General features: G+C 64.9%; 15 protein-coding genes and 1 pseudogene. 8 read left to right on the top strand and 8 right to left on the bottom strand.

Annotated features, from left to right (window positions below):
* Positions 1–36: 36 nt before the first annotated feature.
* The gene (locus tag AC54T2_RS13535) at positions 37–2,142 is read left to right on the top strand and encodes a fibronectin type III domain-containing protein (protein WP_496666421.1); all 2,106 of its coding nucleotides are present in this window, start codon (positions 37–39) and stop codon (positions 2,140–2,142) included.
* 103 nt (positions 2,143–2,245) lie between these two features.
* On the opposite strand, the gene AC54T2_RS13540 is transcribed toward AC54T2_RS13535, so the two are convergent.
* The 5 genes and pseudogenes from AC54T2_RS13540 to AC54T2_RS13560 form a co-directional block, all read right to left on the bottom strand.
* On the bottom strand, positions 2,246–2,971 hold the full coding sequence (locus tag AC54T2_RS13540; protein ID WP_496666422.1) for a GIY-YIG nuclease family protein: 726 nt from the start codon (positions 2,969–2,971) through the stop codon (positions 2,246–2,248).
* Between the two features lie 408 nt (positions 2,972–3,379).
* Positions 3,380–4,081, bottom strand: a pseudogene (locus AC54T2_RS13545) (NYN domain-containing protein); the annotation flags it as partial.
* Between the two features lie 767 nt (positions 4,082–4,848).
* Complete coding sequence (locus AC54T2_RS13550; RefSeq protein WP_496666423.1) at positions 4,849–6,537, bottom strand: ADP-ribosylglycohydrolase family protein; 1,689 nt, start codon at positions 6,535–6,537, stop codon at positions 4,849–4,851.
* Positions 6,538–6,621: 84 nt separating this feature from the next.
* Positions 6,622–7,317, bottom strand: a complete 696-nt coding sequence (locus tag AC54T2_RS13555) for a DarT ssDNA thymidine ADP-ribosyltransferase family protein (RefSeq protein WP_496666424.1) — start codon at positions 7,315–7,317, stop codon at positions 6,622–6,624.
* Positions 7,314–8,708: a 3'-5' exonuclease gene (locus AC54T2_RS13560; protein WP_496666425.1), complete on the bottom strand. Its 1,395-nt coding sequence runs from the start codon at positions 8,706–8,708 to the stop codon at positions 7,314–7,316. Before AC54T2_RS13560 ends, AC54T2_RS13555 begins: the two co-directional genes overlap by 4 nt.
* A gap of 415 nt (positions 8,709–9,123) precedes the next feature.
* Between AC54T2_RS13560 and AC54T2_RS13565 the strand changes: the two genes are divergently transcribed.
* Positions 9,124–11,592 carry a hypothetical protein gene (locus AC54T2_RS13565; protein ID WP_496666426.1) on the top strand — a complete coding sequence of 823 codons (2,469 nt, stop codon included), beginning with the start codon at positions 9,124–9,126 and terminating at the stop codon, positions 11,590–11,592.
* A 188-nt stretch (positions 11,593–11,780) separates the two neighbouring features.
* Here AC54T2_RS13565 and AC54T2_RS13570 read toward each other — a convergent pair whose 3' ends face one another.
* Entirely contained in the window at positions 11,781–12,263 is a 483-nt protein-coding gene (locus AC54T2_RS13570; RefSeq protein ID WP_496666427.1) for a DpnI domain-containing protein, read from the bottom strand.
* 489 nt (positions 12,264–12,752) lie between these two features.
* Between AC54T2_RS13570 and AC54T2_RS13575 the strand changes: the two genes are divergently transcribed.
* The 3 genes from AC54T2_RS13575 to AC54T2_RS13585 all read left to right on the top strand — a co-directional run bounded on the left by AC54T2_RS13575 (position 12,753) and on the right by AC54T2_RS13585 (position 16,216).
* Positions 12,753–12,932 carry a hypothetical protein gene (locus AC54T2_RS13575; protein ID WP_496666428.1) on the top strand — a complete coding sequence of 60 codons (180 nt, stop codon included), beginning with the start codon at positions 12,753–12,755 and terminating at the stop codon, positions 12,930–12,932.
* Entirely contained in the window at positions 12,929–14,125 is a 1,197-nt protein-coding gene (locus AC54T2_RS13580) for a hypothetical protein (protein ID WP_496666429.1), read from the top strand. The genes AC54T2_RS13575 and AC54T2_RS13580 overlap by 4 nt, the downstream gene beginning before the upstream one ends.
* A gap of 210 nt (positions 14,126–14,335) precedes the next feature.
* The gene (locus tag AC54T2_RS13585; RefSeq protein WP_496666430.1) at positions 14,336–16,216 is read left to right on the top strand and encodes a hypothetical protein; all 1,881 of its coding nucleotides are present in this window, start codon (positions 14,336–14,338) and stop codon (positions 16,214–16,216) included.
* A gap of 639 nt (positions 16,217–16,855) precedes the next feature.
* On the opposite strand, the gene AC54T2_RS13590 is transcribed toward AC54T2_RS13585, so the two are convergent.
* Complete coding sequence (locus AC54T2_RS13590) at positions 16,856–17,221, bottom strand: hypothetical protein (RefSeq protein WP_496666431.1); 366 nt, start codon at positions 17,219–17,221, stop codon at positions 16,856–16,858.
* Positions 17,222–17,683: 462 nt separating this feature from the next.
* On the opposite strand from AC54T2_RS13590, the gene AC54T2_RS13595 reads away from it, so the two are divergent.
* The 3 genes from AC54T2_RS13595 to AC54T2_RS13605 all read left to right on the top strand — a co-directional run bounded on the left by AC54T2_RS13595 (position 17,684) and on the right by AC54T2_RS13605 (position 20,030).
* Positions 17,684–18,100 (top strand): hypothetical protein, encoded by a 417-nt coding sequence (locus AC54T2_RS13595; RefSeq protein WP_496666432.1) that lies wholly within the window; start codon positions 17,684–17,686, stop codon positions 18,098–18,100.
* 542 nt (positions 18,101–18,642) lie between these two features.
* The gene (locus AC54T2_RS13600; RefSeq protein WP_496666433.1) at positions 18,643–19,326 is read left to right on the top strand and encodes a recombinase family protein; all 684 of its coding nucleotides are present in this window, start codon (positions 18,643–18,645) and stop codon (positions 19,324–19,326) included.
* Between the two features lie 197 nt (positions 19,327–19,523).
* Positions 19,524–20,030 (top strand): TY-Chap domain-containing protein, encoded by a 507-nt coding sequence (locus tag AC54T2_RS13605; protein ID WP_496666434.1) that lies wholly within the window; start codon positions 19,524–19,526, stop codon positions 20,028–20,030.
* Between the two features lie 113 nt (positions 20,031–20,143).
* Here AC54T2_RS13605 and AC54T2_RS13610 read toward each other — a convergent pair whose 3' ends face one another.
* Positions 20,144–21,346 (bottom strand): hypothetical protein, encoded by a 1,203-nt coding sequence (locus tag AC54T2_RS13610; protein ID WP_496666435.1) that lies wholly within the window; start codon positions 21,344–21,346, stop codon positions 20,144–20,146.
* Positions 21,347–21,558: the final 212 nt, after the last annotated feature.

Consider the following 21,558-nt stretch of genomic DNA (forward strand, 5'->3'; position numbering starts at 1 on the left):
CTGGTGCTTGGTGCCACCACACCAGCGGGTGCGTCCGTGGACGTGCTCGTCTCCGGCGTCGTGGTCGATGCGCAAGGGGCTCCAGTACCAGGTGTGAAGGTCCAGACGCAGCAGTCGGCCTCAACCGACATGAGCGACGCTCAGGGCAGGTTCTCCTTCCCAGTTCCTCCTGGGAACGTCCGCCTGGCACTCTTCGCGCCGGGATCCCTCGACGGCAGCGGGCACCTCCAACTGATGACCCCCGAGTTCCCCGTCACGCAAGACGTCGACCTCGGCACCCTCACACTTCCAACGCTCCGCACGGGCACTCTCACCGTCCTCGACGCCGACGGAACACCGATCTCTGAGGCCAACGTCGGCGGATGCTGCTCGAACATGCTCGGCGACACCTGGCTCGACAAGGGCCATCAGCTCACCCCGACCCTGTCCGTCAACTTCGCCGCCTATCTTGCGAACAAGAACACCAACGCCAGCGGACAGGTGTCCCTGCGCTACCCAGCGATGGTCGACGGGCTCCTCCCCTCCGCCCCCGTCACCGTCCACGAGCCGAGCGGCGCCATCTACACCGCCGACCTCAGCAACGCCGTCCCCGGCCCCAACAACACCTTCACCCTCACGATGCCAAAGCCACCGGAAATCTCCGGCGTCGTGGTCGATGCGCAAGGGGCTCCAGTACCAGGTGTGAAGGTCCAGACGCAGCAGTCGGCCTCAACCGACATGAGCGACGCTCAGGGCAGGTTCTCCTTCCCAGTTCCTCCTGGGAACGTCCGCCTGGCACTCTTCGCGCCGGGATCCCTCGACGGCAGCGGGCACCTCCAACTGATGACCCCCGAGTTCCCCGTCACGCAAGACGTCGACCTCGGCACCCTCACACTTCCAACGCTCCGCACGGGCACTCTCACCGTCCTCGACGCCGACGGAACACCGATCTCTGAGGCCAACGTCGGCGGATGCTGCTCGAACATGCTCGGCGACACCTGGCTCGACAAGGGCCATCAGCTCACCCCGACCCTGTCCGTCAACTTCGCCGCCTATCTTGCGAACAAGAACACCAACGCCAGCGGACAGGTGTCCCTGCGCTACCCAGCGATGGTCGACGGGCTCCTCCCCTCCGCCCCCGTCACCGTCCACGAGCCGAGCGGCGCCATCTACACCGCCGACCTCAGCAACGCCGTCCCCGGCCCCAACAACACCTTCACCCTCGCCATTGGCGCTTACAGCCAGCCCTCGCCGCAGCCGCCCACCTTCATTCAAGCGCAGCCACGCAGCAACTCGGCCGTCGTTTCATGGACAGCGCCGCCAGCGCCACGATCGCCAGTTACCACTTACACAGTCACAGCATCACCCGGAGGGATCACGACGACCGTCTCCGCCGACGAGACCTCGGCTACAGTCACGGGCCTGACAAACGGCACGCCCTACGTATTCACCGTCGTGGCGGCGAATGCGAAGGGCGACAGCCAGCCCTCCGAGCCATCGGCGGCGGTGACTCCGGCCGGACGCCCCGCCAAGCCCACGGCACCCACCGCCACCGCCTTCGACGGTCAGGCGTCCGTGACCTGGAAGGCCACGGACGGCAACGGCTCCCCCGTCAGCGGCTACACCGTCACAGCTTTCCCCGGGGGGAACACCTGCACCACCACCGGCGCCATCACCTGCACAGTGTCCGGTCTGACCAACGGCACCGACTACACCTTCACCGTGATCGCCACCAACAACATCGGCGACTCCCCCGCCTCCGAACCCTCCAACGAGGTCACCCCGGTAACGGCGATCGTGACGCCCCCACCCCCCGCAGACCCCACGCCGGCACCAACACCCGTGCCGACGGCGGCGCCAACATCCGTGCTCACACCGACGGCGGCGCCGATCGCAACCGCCCCCAGCAAGATGAGCGCACCAAAGGTCGTTGTCCGCGGACGCAAGGCCGTTGTGAAGTGGAAGACCGCCGTCCCCAACGGCAGTCCCATCACCCGCTACCTCATCGACATCAGCAACGGCAAGGACGCGACCGCCACGGCTGGTGCCCGCAAGGTCGTGTTCAAGCGGCTTAAGCCCGGCAAGTACCGCATTCGCATCGCCGCCCGCAACGCGATCGGCACTTCGCCGTTCAGCACTTGGTTCAAGATCCGCATCCGCTGACGACAAGCGTTCGACCTGCAGGGACAACGAACTGGCTGACGTTGACGGCCGCTCAGAAAACCCCTACTCGAAAGCCCGCATGGTTAGCAATTAGCCGTACCACTCAGGTTTCGAGGCGATGGTGGGCGACGACTTGGTCGATCACTTTGATCGCGTCGCGGTGGTCGAGCATGAAGAACTCTCGGTCGGGTCGCACCCGAAACCCGCCGAGCGCCTCGTGCACCAGCGCCTCGACGCTGCGGGCATCACGCACCCGCCAAGCCCGTCGGGCCCCGTAGGGCACTGCCACCCCGGTCGCAGCGTTGATCTCGGCGACGCGTTGCTCGACCGGACGTGTGGTGAATCCGACCTTCAGCATGTCGGGCTCGTCTCGTGTCGACAGAACGTAGACGAACCCCCAACCCTCGTCGATGGGGCGCACTTCGCCAACCCACCTGTGCAACCAGTGACGCCCACCCCACCTAGCGAACTCCGCCCGGCCGTGGTCGACCATCTCCTCATCAGCGGCCCGCAGGCCACCCGCCATTGACCCAAGGGCGTGCGAGCACCCGCGTGAGAGCCTGTTGGTGGGCGAACCGAGTCGTGTGTACACGACGAACCAGTCCCACTGGTCGTTCTTCCAGCAGCGCGAGAACAGGCCCTTGGTCTCGGAGAGAGCCGCGGCCACCTCGTCGCGGCGCCCCAAGGCCTCCCGCTCGTCGCTGAGGTATCGCAGCACAAGCGTCACAGCCGCGTTCCACCGCTCCAGGTGGTGGGGGCGGGGCGGCGCCATGCCGAACCCCCACTTGTGCGGTACGTGCGTGCGCGATCTGGAGCCAGACACCGTCATGTGCCAGATGGTAGAAGCCGCGCTCCGACCGCAATCCAGAGGCTTGGGCAGTCCGCAACCCGCGGCAGGAGTGCCACAGAGTCCGATGCCGGCGGCGGTGGGTTCCGCATGGGCCGGTCTCGGTCTCGGCGGGGAAGGACTGAGCCCTGAGCCGATCAGTCGCTACGGATTGGTCGAGGCCCCTTGCCTTGATACCTGCAAGATTTCAGCTGTCGCTCCCGACGCTTGATTCGCGCTTCCCTGGCGCGACGAGTAGAGCGATTGCGCACCTAGCGACTCGTTCAACAGGGTGATCTCGACCAGTAGAACCTGTCATGAGCGCAAGGCGTCCCTTCACCACTACTCAGCCTTCCACGGCGCTGCAAGCCACCCCCTCACTTATCGGCGGTGCGTAATCCGGTGCCGCATTCACCCGCACTGCAACCAGAAGCGCTCACGAAGCCGGTAGCGGATCTGATCGGTCAAGTCGTACACGTCGAGCGCGTCAGACAAGTCGACGAGCAGCGCCCGGTCGAGGTCGCGCGGGACCGACGGCTTACTCCTCAGCAGCGCCGCCCACTCCCCGGCAGTCGCGCTCTGCTTGAAGGCGGATAGAACCTTGGCAACCACTGCGTCGATCTGGCCGTCGTAGTCGGCTGGATCGTCGTAACCGGGCATTACCCGAGACGGCCCACCGGTGGAGCCCTGATAGGCCAGAGTCGGGGCAGACGGTGCCGGGACCCGACGCGCCGCTGCGGCAAAGTCGCTGGGCGTCGGCCGAGGTGACCCGCTTCCCTCGAGCGGTGACACCGGCCGGGACGCCGGGGCGGACACTGGGGCTACTGGGGCGGGCTCCGCCTTCGGCGGCACTTCGACGCGGATCACGGTCTTGTCGATGAGAGAACCGGCCAGCAGGTCTAGGTCGTCAGCGGCGCGCAGCAGGTGTCGACTAACGCCGTGAGGCTTGTCGTCGCCATCTGGGACCGCGAGGACCATGACCTCCACGCCGTGGCCTTGGGCTTCTTCGACTGCCTCGGTGAGGTCGTCGTCGCCCGAGACGAGGAAGAAGACATCAGCCGCGCCGTTGCGAGCGTGGGTCACCAGGTCGAGGCCGATTCGGAGGTCAACCCCCTTCTGCTCGCCTTCGCGGCCGAACCGTCCGCCTCAACTTCACCTTTCGAAGTTCACCAATTCGAACCTGTTGTGGATCAGGAACCGCGTCCCGCGCCGAGTCGTACCAGTAGACCCGTAGCAAGGGCAGTCCGGAGCGCTCTTCAGCCTCAGCGACTAGGGACTCAACCAGAGCCCCGTATTCGACGTGAATGCTGCTGCGAAGTGACGTTCCAGCAACACGAGTCGCCGCAGCCGCGAGAAGGTATCCAGCGTCGACATAAAGACAGCAGGTGGATCGCATGCGTCCTACGATCCCAGCCGAGACCGACAGATGTTGGCGAACCAGCACGGACGATCCCGCAGAATCTGGTTCGTAGCAGCTGGCCTCGCTGGGGCAAGTACCGCATCCGCATCGCCGCACGCGATGCCATCGACACCTCGCCCTACAGCACCTCGGTCAAGGTCCGCTTCGGCTGACGTCAAGACGTTGGACCGTAGGTGAGAACGAATTAGCGGACGTTGTAAGCCGCACCACGATTACGACCGGTCGCGAGGCGTTCGACCGGTGTAGACGACAGCGTTGGAACTACAGCACGGAGACGGATGGACAACCCCTTGGCCGCCAACACGAGCCGCAAGCCTGTGCGAACGTCGCTCTCGGCTCCATTCAAGGATGACCGCAACGCGCAGCGGACCCGTTCGCAAAGGGGGTCGACAACGGCGCTTGAGCCCGGCTCAGCGTGCAGGTCTTGCTGCCGGCAGCGAGACAATAGTCGGGTCGGGGTTTAGCGCGGCCGCTGTCTAGCCTCATGCACGATGAGGGTGGCGAAAACGGCAGCGCGGTCGAGACCATCATTGGGCGCTTGCCCCAGCCGCAACAAAAGAGCCCCAATGACGTCGGCTCGGAGGTCGGACTCGATCGCCCAGCGAAGGGCATCGTCAATCGTGAGCGCAGGTGGGTAACTCACCTTGGCGGACTTGTCGTTCGCTGCCAAGTCGAACAGCGTTGGCGTGTCCTGTGCTTCCCGTGTGGCGTTCGGGTCCCCGGGACGGGAGAGCGGGGTCGCCGCCTTTGCTGGCGAGTCCGGCGTCGCCGGCCGATCCGGAGGTAGGAGGTCGGTCGGCAAGGGCGCAGGATTGGCGCGGTGGCGCACGTACACGTGCTGCCCGGAAGGTGTGCGCGCCCACCGGTATAAGGTTGGGGCATCACGCCGACCGGCCGACTCTGGCTCATCAACGTCCGTGAGCGGGCCGTGGCCGGCAAGCGCAAGCTCGCCGTTCGGTGCGGTGCCCACGTAGTCCACTACTGGGCGTCGCAAGTTCCAGGTCATGAGGTCTGGATAGGAGCGCGAAGTGGTCCGCTCGCCCCCGGCAATTGCAGCCATTCGTTTGGCCTCGAACTCGATGACGTCCCAGTCGAGTACCGGTTGTGGGGACATCGAGGCATGGACGGCGCCGATGAGCGCGCCAGCCATTGTGGCGATGGTGTCGGTGTCACTGCCAAGCGTGTTTGCGACGGCGATCAGTGACCGCGCTGGGTCCTTGTCGATGTAGCACGCGGCGATCGCCATCCATGCTGTGACGACGCCGGAGCCACGTGTGGCGTCGTCGAACCCGCCGATCTCCTTGAGTACCCGAGGGTAATCGTCCGCGAATGCACCTTTGGATGCTTCGAGCGACTTTGAAAGTCGAATGCCCATGCTGACGGCCTCGGACGTGGACTTCTCGAGCTCCTGTAGAAACGAGCGTTTCGAGGCCTGTTCCCAACCGTAAAGCCATATGCCGCCGAGTTCCTCGTCGGCGGCAATGACCTCCGGAAGTAGCTTCAGCCGCTCGGCTAATACGAGCATCGACTGGGGGGTGGGCAGCTCACCGAAACGGAGCGTCCAGGTAAGGCTGAGGGCGTGGATAGCTGCTCCAAGGATGCCGACGGGGCTGCCGTGCGTGCAAACCGAGTCGCGGACGATCCGGTTGAGCAACGAGTTTAGATCGTCGAGATTTGGGGCGGACCACACGTGTGGCTGGATGCGCATGGCGGCTCCATTGCCGCCGATATTCGTGTAGTCGGAATCTTTGTTGACGAAGATGTTTTGGTTCCAGTGCGCGTCGGCGCGCGTTAGCGATGCGGCCGCGGCTTTGCTGCCTCGGCCAGCTCCAAGTGCGTAGTTGAGCCAAGTCGCGACTTCGACCTTCGCGAAAACTTCGACGTCGAAGGCGCCGTCATCACGGATGCAGCGGCTGACAGCGAGCCGAAGCTGGGTGTCGTCGGAGTAGGTCCCGGCAGGGAACTTCGCTGTGACGCCCATCCGTCCACCGACCTTGCGGCGCCACGGAACCAGTCGGTCGACTTGGCCCGAGTCTCCGGTGCGGTGCTTTAGCCCGCCCTCATCGGTGAGTTCGGTGATGAAGCCGAGCGCGTCGCCCCACGCTGCCCAGGCGGCGGAACCACGCACTGCGGCGAGACGGTCCGTCACAGGTGTCGTCCTCCGGGATCGTTAATTGCGGGTGTTCGCTCGGTGCTCGGACGGTGCGGGTCTGCACAGTGGTAGCCAGCCAGCCTACGGGCCGAACATCTCGAGGTTGACCTCGACGTGGACCCGATCATGGTCTAACACACCGACAATGCCACTGACGTGCGCCGCGTCGTCGTCATCAGCGACGTAGATCCGCCGGAGGTACTCGGTCGACACACGGTCAGGATAGAGAAGTTCCGCCTGCCGGTTCGTGGTGAAGCGGTCCGCGAGCGAATTCGAGCGGTAGCCGTTGCGTCCGTAGCCGTCGTGACTAGGGTTCGCGAACAAGGCAGCGAACGCTGCTGAGCCAGGGCGTGCATCGACGCCGTCATACATCATGTTACTGGTCGCGAAGAGGACGCCGGGGTGGCTGATGATCTCAGCGTCGAAACTCAGGACGACCCAGTGGATGGTTGGGTCAGCCTTGCGCCATCCCTTGCTGAACTCGAACAGCCGCACGTTCGGGCGGCTGACGGACATATTGACGTATCGCAAGTACTCCGGCGCTTCCCGGCGCACTGCAGTGTTGGGCACGTAGATGTGCTCGAGGTACTTTTCCTCAGACAGGTGACTGCGTGCCTGAAGGGCTCGTTGGGCGAGTATGCCGATGAGGCCCCGGCTGGTCGTGAAGTGAACAACTTCCTCTATTTGGCGGTCGTGGACGCTTCGGGCGATCGCCTGCGATTCGCCCTCGCCTACCGGCTGACCGTCCGACCCCTTGCGATGGATGCGGGACTTCATACGTCGATCGCCTCGTAGGTGGCGGGGTCGAGGCACTCGATTAGGTCTGAAGCTTCCGACGGCTTGTATGTGACCAGGACGCTCTTCCGGGCGCGGCCGATGGCCATCGCGAGCAGCCGCAGGTGTGCATCGCGTTCGCTGTCGCCGTCCTCGGCTCCGTGCGGCATGGTTTGGCTGTTGAGGCCGATGATTATGACGTGGTCGAACTCCAGCCCCTTGACCGAGTGCATCGTGGAAAGCGCGATGGACTCCGGCCCAGTCGGCCAATCCGATTTGCGGGTTATGGTCACTGAGGCGAGGCCGGCGGCGTGGAGCTTGTTGCGGGCGATCTGGAACCAGCCCTTGGCGTGCAGGATGGCGATCGAGTCTCCATCATTGGGGTCGAGCGACTTGATGTACCTGATGACCTCGTCCATCTGGGCGTTGAACTTCCCCCGGACCAGGGTCGGCTTCGGACCGTGCTTGGTGCATGCGGACAGGTCTGGGATAGAGCCATCGTCGGTGATTTCCACTGCGTTGAGCAGCGGAGCGGCGAACGCGGCGATCTCTACAGTGTTGCGGAAGTTGCTGCCCAGGTGGCGACTGTTGGCGGGTCCGACGCTAACGCCGACCTCTGACCACTGAAACCGCTGGGGGTATATCCGTTGAGCGCCGTCGAGGATGAAGCTGGCGGAGTGCTGAGTGGCAAGGTGGGCGACCACTCCCCGCATCTGGTTGGCGGAGAAGTCTTGCGTCTCGTCTACGACTACAACGTGGTAAGGATCGAGCGGGCGGGTAGTGGCCATACCAACCGCGACGTCGTTCCAGTCGAGGACTTCGTCCTTGGCCTTCCAAGCGCCATATGGGGCGACGACGTCGTCGAGAATTCGCTGGCGGGTGGCACCGGTGACGCGCGGGGTGATGCCGCGGCCGGTCCGTTCGCACTTCACATACTCAGCGAGGTCATGCGGTAGGAAGCGACCGGTGAGATAGCTGACCTCGTCGACGAGGAACGACGCCTGAAGTGGCAGATTTCGCCCGAAGTGCGCGACCTTGTGGTGGGCGTCGTCGTTGCCCACGACGTCTGGGCCCCCCATCGCGTACCAGGCCCAGCGGCCGAACGTGTCGATGGTGAGCTCAACGTCGGGGCCGGCGATGTCGGTTCGGGCGAGCTCCTCGATATACCCGCGAAGCGTCCGGTTGTAGGTCAGAACGAGGACTCGAACAGGCCCCTGCACGTGCCCATCGCGGATTCGGCGCTGCCAGAAGCGCACGGTCTCTTTCAGGCGGTACAAGGCCGTGGTGGTCTTTCCGCTGCCAGCAGAGCCGCGGATGACTACCGGGCCAGCCTGCGGCAGGCCGATAACCGTCAACTGTTCCGGGGTGGGCTGAACCTGGCGAAGAACCTTCACAACAGTCGCTGCTCTCTTCGAGACCGGGCCGGGGTCGAAGCGCGACAGTAACTCGATAGCGGCCTAGATGTCAGGGAAACGCTGACGCGGCATCGAAACCGGCGCCTAGGACATCCGCGCGGCGTGATCGGCACCATGCTGGGATACGTACCGCATCGGCATCGCCGCCAGGAATTCCGCCGAACTTCGTTCTACAGCACCTGGGTCGGGATCCGCATCCGTTGACAACCAACATCGAACTGTAGACATACGAACTATCGACGCCCCCGTAGAGCCGACACCCCGGAAGACCCAACCGAGTTGTTGAGGGGGAGATTAACGCGCTCCATCGTCCGACGATTGGCGCACGACGCGATGACTTCGCGCCACCACCCCAACCTTGTCCCTCGCGTGCACCCCGTGATGGTGTCTCGGTGTGACGAAGAATCGCAGGGCGAGGAGGGCGACTTCAGCGGGCGGCAAGCGCCGGACCCAGAAGAACCAGAAGGACCGAAAGGCTCGCAGTGAGCACGTGCGTCGACAGCAAGCGCCCGCCGTCAGCGCCGAACGCAATCCATACGGCGGGTCCACCACCGAGACCCTTCTCGGGATGTTCAGATCGACCGAAGGCGAGGACGCCACCCTCGAGTCCGTGTCCGGCGAGCTTGACGCCGTCTTGGCCGAGTTGGTCGTCGACCTAAGGCCCTTCGAACCATTCGACGTCATCGACGCCGCACAACGACGCGCTCTGTCCCGTGTGGGCGTTGGCCAGTCAGAGCCCGGTCACGGGTCCCACGCCGCAGCCGTCGAGCTGCTCGCACTGGTCGCGCTGTCGGCGGCCCACGAGCAGGAGGGAAATGCGTCGGCACCCGAGCCGAGCGCCCCGGTCGGAGGCGCGACCGGTTCGTCTCCGCAGAAGGGCCTCGACGCCGTTGTCGTCGGCGCCCTCGAACGTGTCGATCGGTTGCTACTCCTCGCTCAAGCGAGCTCGATGCTGAGCGCGGAGGCTACCGACAAGATGTCGCAGATCAACGCAATGGTCCGCGCCACGCAAGCCCTCATCCGCAACTCGTCCTACCAGGACATGCTCGAACTGACGGTGCTGCAAATCCTCGACGGGAACAAGCAGGTCCGCGCGCATCTCAAGCAGTCACTCGGTTTCGACGCCCACGACGCGGCTGCGGTCCTAACATCCGTCCACGCGCTGCAGCACCAGCGCCACATCATCACGACGTCACCGTTTGCTGCACCGTTCCAACAGGCAGTCACCTCTGGGGCACTGCGGCGGCGCGAGTCGCAGACGCCCCCGGCAGAGGCATCGAACGACCAGCGCGAGTTCCGGCGCATCTTGGACTGGATGCTCGAATCGGCAGGCGCACAGACTGGCGCAGCATCCCCGGCAGGCGTGCAGGTGGCGGACATCGTTGCTGACACCTCGCTGCCCCAAGCCACCGTCCGCGCCGTCCTTAACGCGTTCACCGTCGACCTGTCCGCGCAGACCCCGGCCGAGGTCGTATCGGCGTTCGTCGGAGGCAGCAACCCGCTGCGTCGCACGCCGTTGATGGCGATGAAGGACGGTTCTGTGGCGCTTGCACACGACGCGCTGTCGACGGGTGCGATCAAGGAGAACCTCGAGGAGCGCCTGAAAGGGACCCCGGTGTTCGAGACCTACCAGCAGCACCGGGCAGCCCACGTGGAGGAACGCGTGGGTGCGGTAGTGGCCGGGTTGTTGCCGAGCGCACACATCCGGAGTTCCTTCGAGTACTACCTGCCGGCCGACTTTGCAGAAGAAGCGGCGGCTGACCCTTTGCGGTACACGAAGAGGGTCGAGGGAGACCATCTGGTCATCGCCGACGACGTCATGCTCGTCGTGGAAGCGAAGGCAGTCGCCTTGAGTGGGTTGGCGAAAGGCGGAAAGAGCGCACGGCTACGCACAGACCTCACCAAGATCATCGCGGAGGCCGCTAGCCAGGCAACTCGCGTGAAGGACCTGATCGCACGTGATGGCGCCATACGAATTCACGACGAAGGCTTGGTCGACGTGTCGCAGATAAGGGAAATCCACACGGTGGTGGTGAGCCTCGACGACCTGTGGCACGTCTCCACTGCGAGCGTCGAGCTCGTGCAGGCAGGACTGGTGCGCGGCGACAGCATGCCGTGGACGGTGTCGCTGCACGACCTGGAGCTAATCGCGGAGTTGGTGACGCGTCCGCCTGAGTTCCTGCTGTATCTCCGGCGGCGGCGCGACTCCCTCACCAACTCCCGCTTCGCGGCCGTCGACGAGCTCGATCTCTTCATGCTGATGCTTACGGGCGGGTTACGCGCCGACCCGGACCCAGACGAGATGGCATCCGCATTCCGCTTTCGATCGGTCCCCTCCGGAGACGAGCGACGCGCGTTCGACGCGCAAGGCGCCGTCGTGGTGGACATCCAGACTGATGCGCTCGACAGGTGGCACGACTCCAGGAGGGACCCGGCCGGACATGCCGCACCGAAGCCGCAGATGATCCATACGCCGGTGGATGCGCTGGTCGACGACCTCGCAGGCCTCAAGCCGTTCGGATGGATCGCCATGGCGGCGACCCTGCTCGGCGAACCGGCGCCGAGCCAGCTCGAACTGGCATCACAACTGCAAGGCTTGCTCGACTCGCCCACCACCGACCGATGGGTTGCCCTACCGCTGGCTCAGACAGCCGACCCCGCCGAGGGCTGGGTGTTCATGTGGGGCACCCTCCCGCATGCCGCTGTGCCGCGGGATGCCGCGACGAGGATGAGCGACCTCCAGGCCACGCTTCGCGAGAAACTCCAGGATTGGGGGTTGCGACGGGGTGCACTGCTCGTGTTCGACGACACGTCCCTAAAGCTTGTCGACGTTCGGTACGAGGCCCACCTCAACAGCGCGTAGACCAGATCGAACCTGCTAGCGCGATGAGGATGCTTCATCAACTCGAGCTGTCGTCGTTGCTGGCGACACAGATGCGAACCACCTACGTCCCCCGTCACCTACCACCGAGGTCACCCGCGTCCCTGCCGCCTACGTCCCCTGCAGTGTGGCCGCCTGCTCACGCCGTCTGACCTTCGGACCGCCAGTCGCTATCGACCCTTGGTCTTGTAGATGTCCTGCCCACCCACGGTGACGCGGCTGGGCAGGGACATCGCCTTCGAGAGGTCGATCATGAAGCCGGTCCATCCGGCCCGTCGCGCAGTCGCACTCAACGGGGGCCGTTCGACGAACATCTCCGATGTCTGAAGGTCGCGAGGAAGGAAGAAGATCGCGGCGTCGTGATTCGGGGTCTCGAGCACGAAGAAGAGCGAGAAGTAGATGCCCGCGGCCATCCGCTCACGTTGCGGCCCCCAAGCAGCACCTGTGAAGGTTCGCGGGCAGGCTGCTGGGATCGAAGAGACCTTCTTCGCCTTCACCTGGGCCAGGTAGCCGCAGAAGTCGCAGATGACGTCGGCGCACTTGAAGTTTGGCGGAAGGGCTCGCAAGCGTCCGTCCTTGCAGCCGGGACAGGCCACGACCTGCGCGATCAACCGTTCCCCGCGCGTGCCCCGTGCCTGTCTCTCGGTCGCCATGCTCTCTTCTACATCCCACTGGCGCAGAAGTGTCGGACGTGCCGCCGAGGCTCGTCAATCAGACGCGGACAGGAGGAGAGGGCAGAACGGCTACGACGAGAAAGGTCAGATCGGCATGGCTGCCGACTGCCTCTCGGCATCTCGAGTCCGCGTCCACGGTCGCGCTCCTCGAGACGTCGGCTCGCAAGGCTGTCCCACTGCTGCAGCGTCCCGACGGAATCGGTCCGATGATGAGCGCAACCGCCGCGTTCGCCGCTGGAGCCACCTGCGCGAACAGCCGGGCAAAGAAGACAGTCAGCGGCGCCGGCGCGCCAGCGCCCTCACCCAAGCTGACAGCAGGGCATCTGCGTCTGCCATAGCCCTCTCGGCACAACCTGCCCCTGCCTCCGGAGGTCTGGCACAGGGAGGGAACGAACACACGCAAAAGCACCCGACAGGTCCCCATGACCGGAGGAAACGAACGACATGCACAGAACCCCCACCGTTCAGATGATCGCCGATGCCGAGGCCTATCGAGCCCTGCGGGAAGTGATCACTCGATGGCACTTCGCTGACAGCGTGAGCGACGAGACCCATCGACTGCTCACCGAGATGCGCAAGGCGGCTGCGACCGCTAAGAACGCCGTCTATGACGATGCCGTCTATCTCCGCGGGGAGGCGTCTCGATGAACACCCAGAGTCACTCAGAATTCGAGCAGGGCGAGGTCGCATGGACCGACGACGTCGCGGAGGCCTGTCTTTCAGTGTTCGCCAGCGCCGGAGACCCGTGGGCCACCCTGACCACTCTCGAATGGGAGATCCTCCACGTCCTTCTCGACGCGGTCACCTGCCAAGGCGGCTTTCCCGCAGCCCCCTCCGCCGTATCACTCGCGTCCCACGCAGAAGGCGAGGACTTCCGGGCCGCGCTCATGGTGGCCGAGCAGCATCACGCCGCGTTCCGGGCCCGTCTTGCTTCCCACGGTCCGGTGGCCCACTCGCACCTGGACGCCACGGTGGCGGCCATCATGCTCACGATCCTCGAAGAGGTCCTCACCATCCGAGCCGCCGTCGATCCCCGATATCGGCGCTGGCGGTCACCCGAGTTCATCCGTTGGGGAGGATCCCTTTTGGCTCAGAGGGCGGCCACACGCGACGCCTCCCTCACCAGTGAGCACGCCGACCGGCTGCGCGCGAACTCCTACATCGCGCCGAGCATTGCCCGGTACCCGATCGGCGACACGATCGTCGCCCGGACGATCACCAGCCTCGACGACCTCCCCGACCTCATCCGCAAGGAGCACGGCTGCAAGAAGAATCTTGTCCCGGGCATTCTCTACACCCACGGCGACATCAAGGGGCAGGCTGCCTGGTCGCAGTACGCCACCGACGACAAAACGCTCCGAGACGCAGGCTGGAAGTACCTTGCCAGCGTCCACGAGCAGAAGCCGATGCTCCATCCGCTGATGGCCGAGCGACTCGCCGCCGGGAACCTCGACACCATCATCTGGGTCGAAGGAACGAAGCAGCACCTCGCCGCCGTCACGCTCTACCGGGACAAGCCGGGCACCCTCGTGATGGGCGGGGCTGGGTGCTGGGGGTGGAGCGCCGACAAGGTGGCGACGCGCGAGTTCCTCGCGGTCGCCCGTACGGCGCGCGAAGCGGGTGCGATCACGGCCGCCATCGTGATGGACGCCGACAGCCGCACCAACCCCAGCGTCTGGCTCGCCTCCGACCGGCTCCAGAAGGTGTTCGTCGCCGAAGGGTTCGGCAGGGTTGTGCACCCGCCATTGCCGACCGCGATGAAGACGGGCGGCGCCTACGACGATGACAAATTGGGGCTCGACGACTGGCTCTCTCGCCAGTACGGGGACCCCGGCGAGTAGGCGGTCAGCACTTGTGCATTCGGCGCAGGGTGAGAAGTACAGAACGGCCAGCAGGCTCCCGGTGCGAAACCGCGGCCCCCGCCACTCGGGGTTGAGAGTGGACTATTGCCAGACGACGGAGCTCCCCGTCCCCGTCGCGAGGAACCCCCTCTTCGGTGCCCGGCCGATTCATCCGGACAGACGGATCCCCTCTACCTCACAGGAGATCCCGTGAACGACAACACCCCGACCACTGACCCGAACAACTGCGCCCGCGACGCCTTCGACGCGCTCCTCAAGACGGCTCCGAAGACCGCCGGCCGCAAGCCTGCCGACAAGAAGGCCGCCAAGGCGAAGAGGGCCGCCAAGGCCGATAGGGGCGCTCGGTTCACCTTCCCTTTCGGCAACGTGGCGGACGTCCCTGATCCGGAAGTCTGCAAGGAGACCGCAATGTACGCCCACAGCGCGTTGGGGCTCGGCGAGAGGGCCGTGCGGCACATCGGCCACCTCGTTGCCTGGGACCCCGAGTTGAAGGCTTGGAGGGTCTTCACCGGCACCCACTGGATCATCGACCACGAGGGCGTCCACGTGAACGCGCTCTTGTTCCAGGTCTGCCGCAGCACCGGACGCCACGAGGTCGGATATGTCGAGGCCACGAGCGAGGCGGTTATCGAGGCTCAGCGGAAGTTGAAGGTCGCGCGGGACGGAGGCCTGAGCACGAAGGAGTACGAGGCCGCGCTGAAGGCCGCGAAGGCGGCCGCCCGCCGTGAGGCCGAGGACTTCGCGCAGCGCTGCGAGGACCGGTCCGACCACATGACCAAGGCGCTCGCCTACCTGAAGACGAAGACCATCAAGAATCCCGACGTCTGGGACCACCACACGCTTCTCGTCAACGCGCCCAACGGCACCTACCACGTCGGCAAGCGCGTCCTGCGCGAGCACCGTCCCGAGGACTACATCACCCGGATCACCGCCGTGGACATCGACATCAACGCGCCCATCACGCCGGACGTTCAGAGGATGCTGGACCACGAGAACCGGCAGGGACAGATGGACGTGGAGACCGGCGAGCTGGTGAGCCCGCCCGTCTCCGAGATGATGAACCGCTACTCCGGCATGTGCCTCACCGGCATCACCGACGCGGCCTCCATCCTCACCATCACCGGCCCGAGCCGCTCCTCGAAGAGCACCCGGTGGGAGTGCCTGTTCGCCGCCAGCGGTGGCACCGCGTCCAGCGCCTACGGGGCGATGATCTCTCCCGCTGCCTTCGAGAAGAGGGCTACCCGCAACGGGTCCGGCCACAGCGACGCGCTCGACCGTCTGAGCGAGCGCACTTGGGTCTTCCTCGACGAGGCGCAGGGGTACTACCTCGATACCGAGAAGATGAAGAACATCAGCGCGGGAGGCTTCGAGACGACCTCCTCGAAGGGTGGCAAGAACCGGACATGGGAGTCCCGCCTGAAGATCGTCACCGCTGCTAACGGCGGCTTCGAGTTCCCCGCCGACGACCTCGCCTTCCTTCTCCGACTGATCCCTGTGGACTACACGACGCCCGTCCCGGCCGACAAGAAGGATGAGCACCTGAAGCATCGCCTCAAGAAGGACCGGGAGAACAGGGTCTCGATGCTCGCCATGTGCCTGCGCGCCGCGTCCGACTGGTACGCGGAGTACCGCGAGAAGAGGGACGAGGCCATCAAGGATCCGGCGCGCGACGCGCTCAGCCTCCCCGCCAACATGGACCAGATCAGGGCCACCTACGGCGCCAACGCGAATCCGCTCAGCGCTTGGCTGGAGGACCGCGCCCACATCGGCACCGAGGCCGAGTTGCAGGCCGCTCACGGGCAGAGGGGTAAGGCGGACACGGCCGCCTGGCTTACCTACTACAACGCCACCTGTCATCTCTACGGACGCAAGCCGTTGCCGGAGCCCAGGTTCGTCTCCTACCTCAACGCGCTGGGGTTCGGGACGGGCAACCCGACCGACGTCACCTGCAGGCACAGCAAGTGGAACCAAACCATGCGGATGAAGGGTAAGCGGGTCCGTCAAGGCATCCGGTTCCAGTCCGAGAACGACTGGTTCAACATCGCGAAGATGCACGTCCAGAGCGATTAACTCATCCTCCACACCACGTAGGGGAACGACCCGACCCCCGTCGAACGCCCAGCGGGGGTCGAGTCCTGTCCGGAAACCCAAACCCCTACGTAGGGGAACGACCTGGGGTAGAGGACACGTAGGGGGACGTTTCCGCAGGTCAGAGCTGTTTGCACGGCCTTGCCCTACGTCCCTACAAAGATTCCCTTGCTTCAGGGGTGGTAGGGCGCGGTGCGCCGCTTCCATAACACCGCGGCCCGAACACCCACGTAGGGGACGGAGGAGAACGGCGTTTGCACGCGGCGAGGTAGACGGAAACAACGAACACAGACGGCGACAAGCGTGCCCGGGCCACCGTCGACGTAGATCTGCCACCCGCGCTCGAACGAGACGACGCGCAGCTACCCGGCGAGCGGTCGACAATGGCTTGCAGCGGCTCGGGACCGTCTGGCCCGTAGCCCCCGCGGCTGTACCGGTAGCGCTCCATGAGCCGGTCGAGTCGCGACGGCAGACGCAGGCCCACCTCTGTCGCTTCGTTGGCGCTCTTCAATTCGCCACCGAGGTGCCCCGACACCAAGGGGGTGACGACCGTGAAGCCGAGTACACCGCAAAGAACGACGGCAACCGCTCGCACCACGGCGCGGGACAGTACCAGTCCAATCATGACGAGCACCCGGTCGTGAACGTCACCACTACGAGCTCACGCACGAGGGGGATGCGCAGCACTCTTCGCTCCGGCCCGAAGCCGCGTTGTGCGGTCCAGGGCATCCCCACCTCCGGCCATGAGCAACCGTTGAGAGGGACCTCGACGCCGTCGATCTTGCTGCCCGGCTTGCCAATCCACTCAGTGCCTCCTCGCCAGCCGAAAAGACGGGCGACATGAAGGCGCGGGTCAAGGTGAACAGCACGCTGCGAACCACGGATGACGACCAGCACCTGGTCGCCCTCGGGCTCGAAGCAGCGCTCGACGTCGACCCACTTTGGCCTGACGACGTGGATGCCGCTCGGGATGGTGAGGCCGTCCACGATCAGGCCCTCCGCGTGACCGGCGACTCGGCAGCGCACCAGGCACTCACGGCTGCGAGCGGATGCGCGCCGAGGTAGCGCGGCCAGACGGTTTCACACTGAGAACAACGCCAAGCAATAGGGGTTCGGTCGGTGTCGAGGACGTGCACAGCGACGGACTGGCCAGGGCGCGAGCATGCGGGGCACGTGGCGGTGGTCATGGTCGATTGGTGTGCGGCAGGGGTGGGTTTTCTGGACGAAATGGGGCCCAGTTTTCTGAACGAGAACGACCAAGAAAACCCCCAGTCTGACCCCCTATTGATGCCCGGTAGCTTCGGCCTTCGGCCGATCAGTGGCCGAGACGGCGCGGAGAGCAACATGAGAACAGATTTGTCCGTCAGGGGTGGTGTAGCCGCTGCCTGCGATCACATGGCACAGGAAGGCAGTAACGAGTCCTCACCACCCGAGTACGAGGAGCACGACATGCAGGACCACACCGGAACCGCGACGAGCATCCCGCTACGCAGCGCTGAAATCCCCGGCGCCACTGAAGGCGAGCGACAGCGAGCCTCTTCGAATGGCGCGCCTGACGACGGCCTCGTGATGACCGAACCCGCGGCCCACCTGCCGGACAAGTCGTCGCTTGCCGCGGCGCTCCGTCGTACGCGGCGACACGTCGGACGCGGAGGGTTGTGCAGTGTCTGCGCCTACCTCGAGACGCTAAGCCGCACCGAGGCCAAGGCGCTGAGCCTGGCCCTCGTGGTAGGCGGGCCTCCTGCCGGAGCGATCGTCGCAGTTCTGGACGAACACGATCCGGAGCACGGCCTCACGAAGGATCGCGTGAACAACCATCGCTATGGGCACCGCGCCCGTCGCCAGCACGAACCGTCGCCAACGTAGGCGGAGGTGCGGCCGGCCCAACTCACTTGGACACCCCACCCCGGCCTTCTGCTGTCGTTGAGCCCGCCCCGACGAAGCCGAGTCCTAGTCCTCACACCTGGTGAGTTGTCGACACCCGGCGAGCGACCCGATCTCCCGCTGGCCTGCGGCTACACCGTCTGAAACCAGAGGCACCGTCTCGGCAGACTGGCGAGAGGCGCGATGGATCTACACCGCTCACAGATCCGATTGGTCTCAACCATGCCCCGACGCGCGTGGAGTTGACGACCTGGCGAGCCGCCGAACATCGCGATCCTGCATTAGCTCGATCCGGGCGTTCACGAGGCCACGTTGCGCTGGGCCTGGTAGATAACTGCCGCCTGAGTGATGAACGGATTCCGGGTGAGCTCGAAGGCGCCCTCGTGCTACGTGTGATTGAACGGCGGGCCTGGAAGCGGTACTCGGAGTTCTTGTCCCTGCCGAGCAGCAGTGGAGACGGATAGTCGATGGTGTCGTCCACAATCCGCACACGCGCCGTCGGTGCTGGACGGCACACTGCGCCCATGCCGAATACGACTGATATTGCCGCACCTCATGACGCACCCGCCGTCACCACGGGAACGGCCCGCGTCAAAACGCCGCGGCGAAACCAAGTGGGCCTAGCCCCGGTTTCTGGCGCACTCATTGGCTACATGCGCGTCAGCACAGAGCAGCAGAACGATGAGCGCCAGTCGGATGCGCTGACCGAAGCCGGCTGCGTCAAGATCTTCACCGACCACGGCGTCTCCTCCGTCAAGCATCGTCCCGCGCTCGAAGAGGCGCTGGCCTACCTGAGGCCAAGCGACATCCTGGTGGTCCGCGAACTCGACCGACTCGGGCGCCGCACCACTGAGCTCCTCGGCTTTGTTGAGGACCTGCATCGCCGCGACATCGGACTGAAGATCCTCACCCTCGGAATCGACACTCGGACTCCGGCTGGGCAACTCGTCCTGACCATGATGGCTGCGATGGCCGAACTCGAGCACAGCCTCTTGAAGGAGCGAGTCGTCTCCGGCCTGGCAGCGGCTCGTGCGCGCGGTCGCGTCGGCGGGAGACCCCGCGTCATGAACGCTGACCAGATCTCGTTCGCCAAAGAGCTGCGAGATGGCGGCAAGCCGCTCCGAGAGATTGGTCGGCTCATGGGGATCCCGGAGGCCACGGTGCGTCGGCGCCTCGCGGCCCTCGCGGCCGATTCCGTCACTGGATGACGGCATATCACCCGCCAGCTGCCCCACGTCGTCCTTCTCTCCTGGTTGATCGCTGTCGCGTGCGGCCCGATGAGGGTTGGCCGAGCGTTACGAGCTGTCGACCCACTGGGCTTAGTGTCGCGCCTGACCTGGGCTTTAGGGCGCCAGTGGACTGGCTAACCAGACCACTGTTGGCGAGGACGGGAAGGTAGGAGTAGGTGGACGACGAGAGTGATTCGTACGATCCCTTTGAAGGGGAGGCAACGCCCATGTCTCCGGAGCGACGAGCCGACATTGGCTGGAAGACTTTCGCACGTCGGCTCGAAAACCACCTGCTGCGATTGGCGCCGGGCTCGACAACGAGGTTTGAGGTGGCAGTGGAGGATGCTCTGCTCCAACTTAGGTCGCCGTATGTGCAGTTTGCAGAATTCGGCCCGGGTTGGATCAGGGCAGAGATCTCCAGTAACGCGCACATGGCAGAAGAGTTCTGGATGGATGAGGGGAACGACTTCGTGATGCGGCGCATGAACTGGCAACTGGAACCCAACGGGAACTGGTACCTGCATGACTGGCAGGACCGCTCAGGCGAGGTAGCGGGCACAGTCGTGCGCGTGCTTAGGGAAATCTTCGGCGTCCCCAACAAGCATGCACTTGCCGCGTCGGCCGAGGTCGAGATCGCCTTGGGGATAACAAGCAGCCGCAGCTTCCTTGACAGACGGCCGTGATGCCACGCCTCCAAGTCCGAACGAGGTCACGCGATCCACACGCCTCCGTGGTCCTTCAGGCAGCCTGACGTCGCTGCTAGGCGCTAGCACGTGGCGCTGGTCGCCGCGGTTCATCACTCCGCGTCGGGGTCAAACGCGTCGTCGGGGGGTTCAAGGCCAGGGAAGTCTGCAACGAGACCTCGGATCCACCTATCGTAGCTAGCCCGACGTTCACTCCGGACCTGCTCGAAGACCATCTCGGCAGGGTGTTTGAGGCGCGCGAAGCCATCTTCAAAGTCGCCAACCACGAACGGGATCCCGATTGGCGGGAGATCACTAGGCCCGACCGCGCGGGCTGCTCGCATGTCGAGAGATCGGCGCAAGACGAGATACTCCAGAGTGCTTCGCGTGCCCCGTGCCGAAGTGCTGTCGCGGGCAACCTTGGCGACTGCGTCACGGTCCTTCCGGGTCAACGCGGCCGCGTGGTCGGTTCGGTTCAAAACGACCCACGGCCCCGCGACAAAGAAGTCGCCATCTTCACGTTGCTCGGCCAGGCAGACCAAGTCACCCACTTGCGGCAACGGGCTCATCACAGGTCGGACCGGAACTTCGACGATGGGTTCCTTGACTATGGCGAGGATGTTGCGTGGAGTGCGCACGAGGTGGAGGCCGCTTTCCGGGCTTGCATGCAGCCAGTGGTGCCGATCCGCGGAGTCGTGACCGAACATCGCATACGCGCGCGGCTGTGTTGCCGCCAGTCTGACCTGAGCTGCACGACCGGCACGTGCCTGCGTTCGCCGGGACGGGTTGGGGAGCATAGCTCCCAGAACGGCCCAGGCGTCACGCTGCGCATCACCCTCACGAGCAAAACCATGTGTGCGGGCGCCATCAGCGGTCGCGTGCCCGCGGACCACGTGGGAAAGCTCGTGGATAGCAGTTCGGCCAAGAAGGGACTCGGATTCCAAGCCGACATCCCGGGCCAGCTCTTCGATAGTCTCGCAGTCGAGAAAGATCGCGGGCTCGCCATCGGCAACTTGAGCCGGCAGGTTCAACCTCGCGTCGGTCAACGTGGCAACCCCATGCGCATAAGTTTCGGACCTTGCCCCCTCACGCTCGGAGCCGCTCTCTCCGCCCGCGTTCAGTGCCCCCTCATCTTCACTTGGTGGGAAACGCTTCTCATGGGCTGTCCGATTGGATAGGAAAACATGAACTAGCTCCGGCAACGCCGGCAGACCAAGGATCCCTTCCATCTCCAGAAGCGCACACGGCAGCCATCCCGACAGGAATGCCTCGGCGGAGCCGAATCCACCTTCGTCGTGGATATCAAAAACCGTCACTGATCACTCCCTGGGTGCCTGTCGCCTTCGATGCTTGACTGAACGATGCATATGAGATCAACGCGAAGTGATCAGACCACGTAGCTGGGGGCATCGCGGGCAGAAAAGGCAACTTCCCGGTGTGCACCCTGCCTCCGTTGCGACATCAGGGAGGACGAGTCGCCCAAGAGGCCCGGCGCGGACGATGCGCAGATGCCTGACCGGGAAGATGC

The organism is Nocardioides sp. Z35_8 (genome assembly GCF_059621125.1).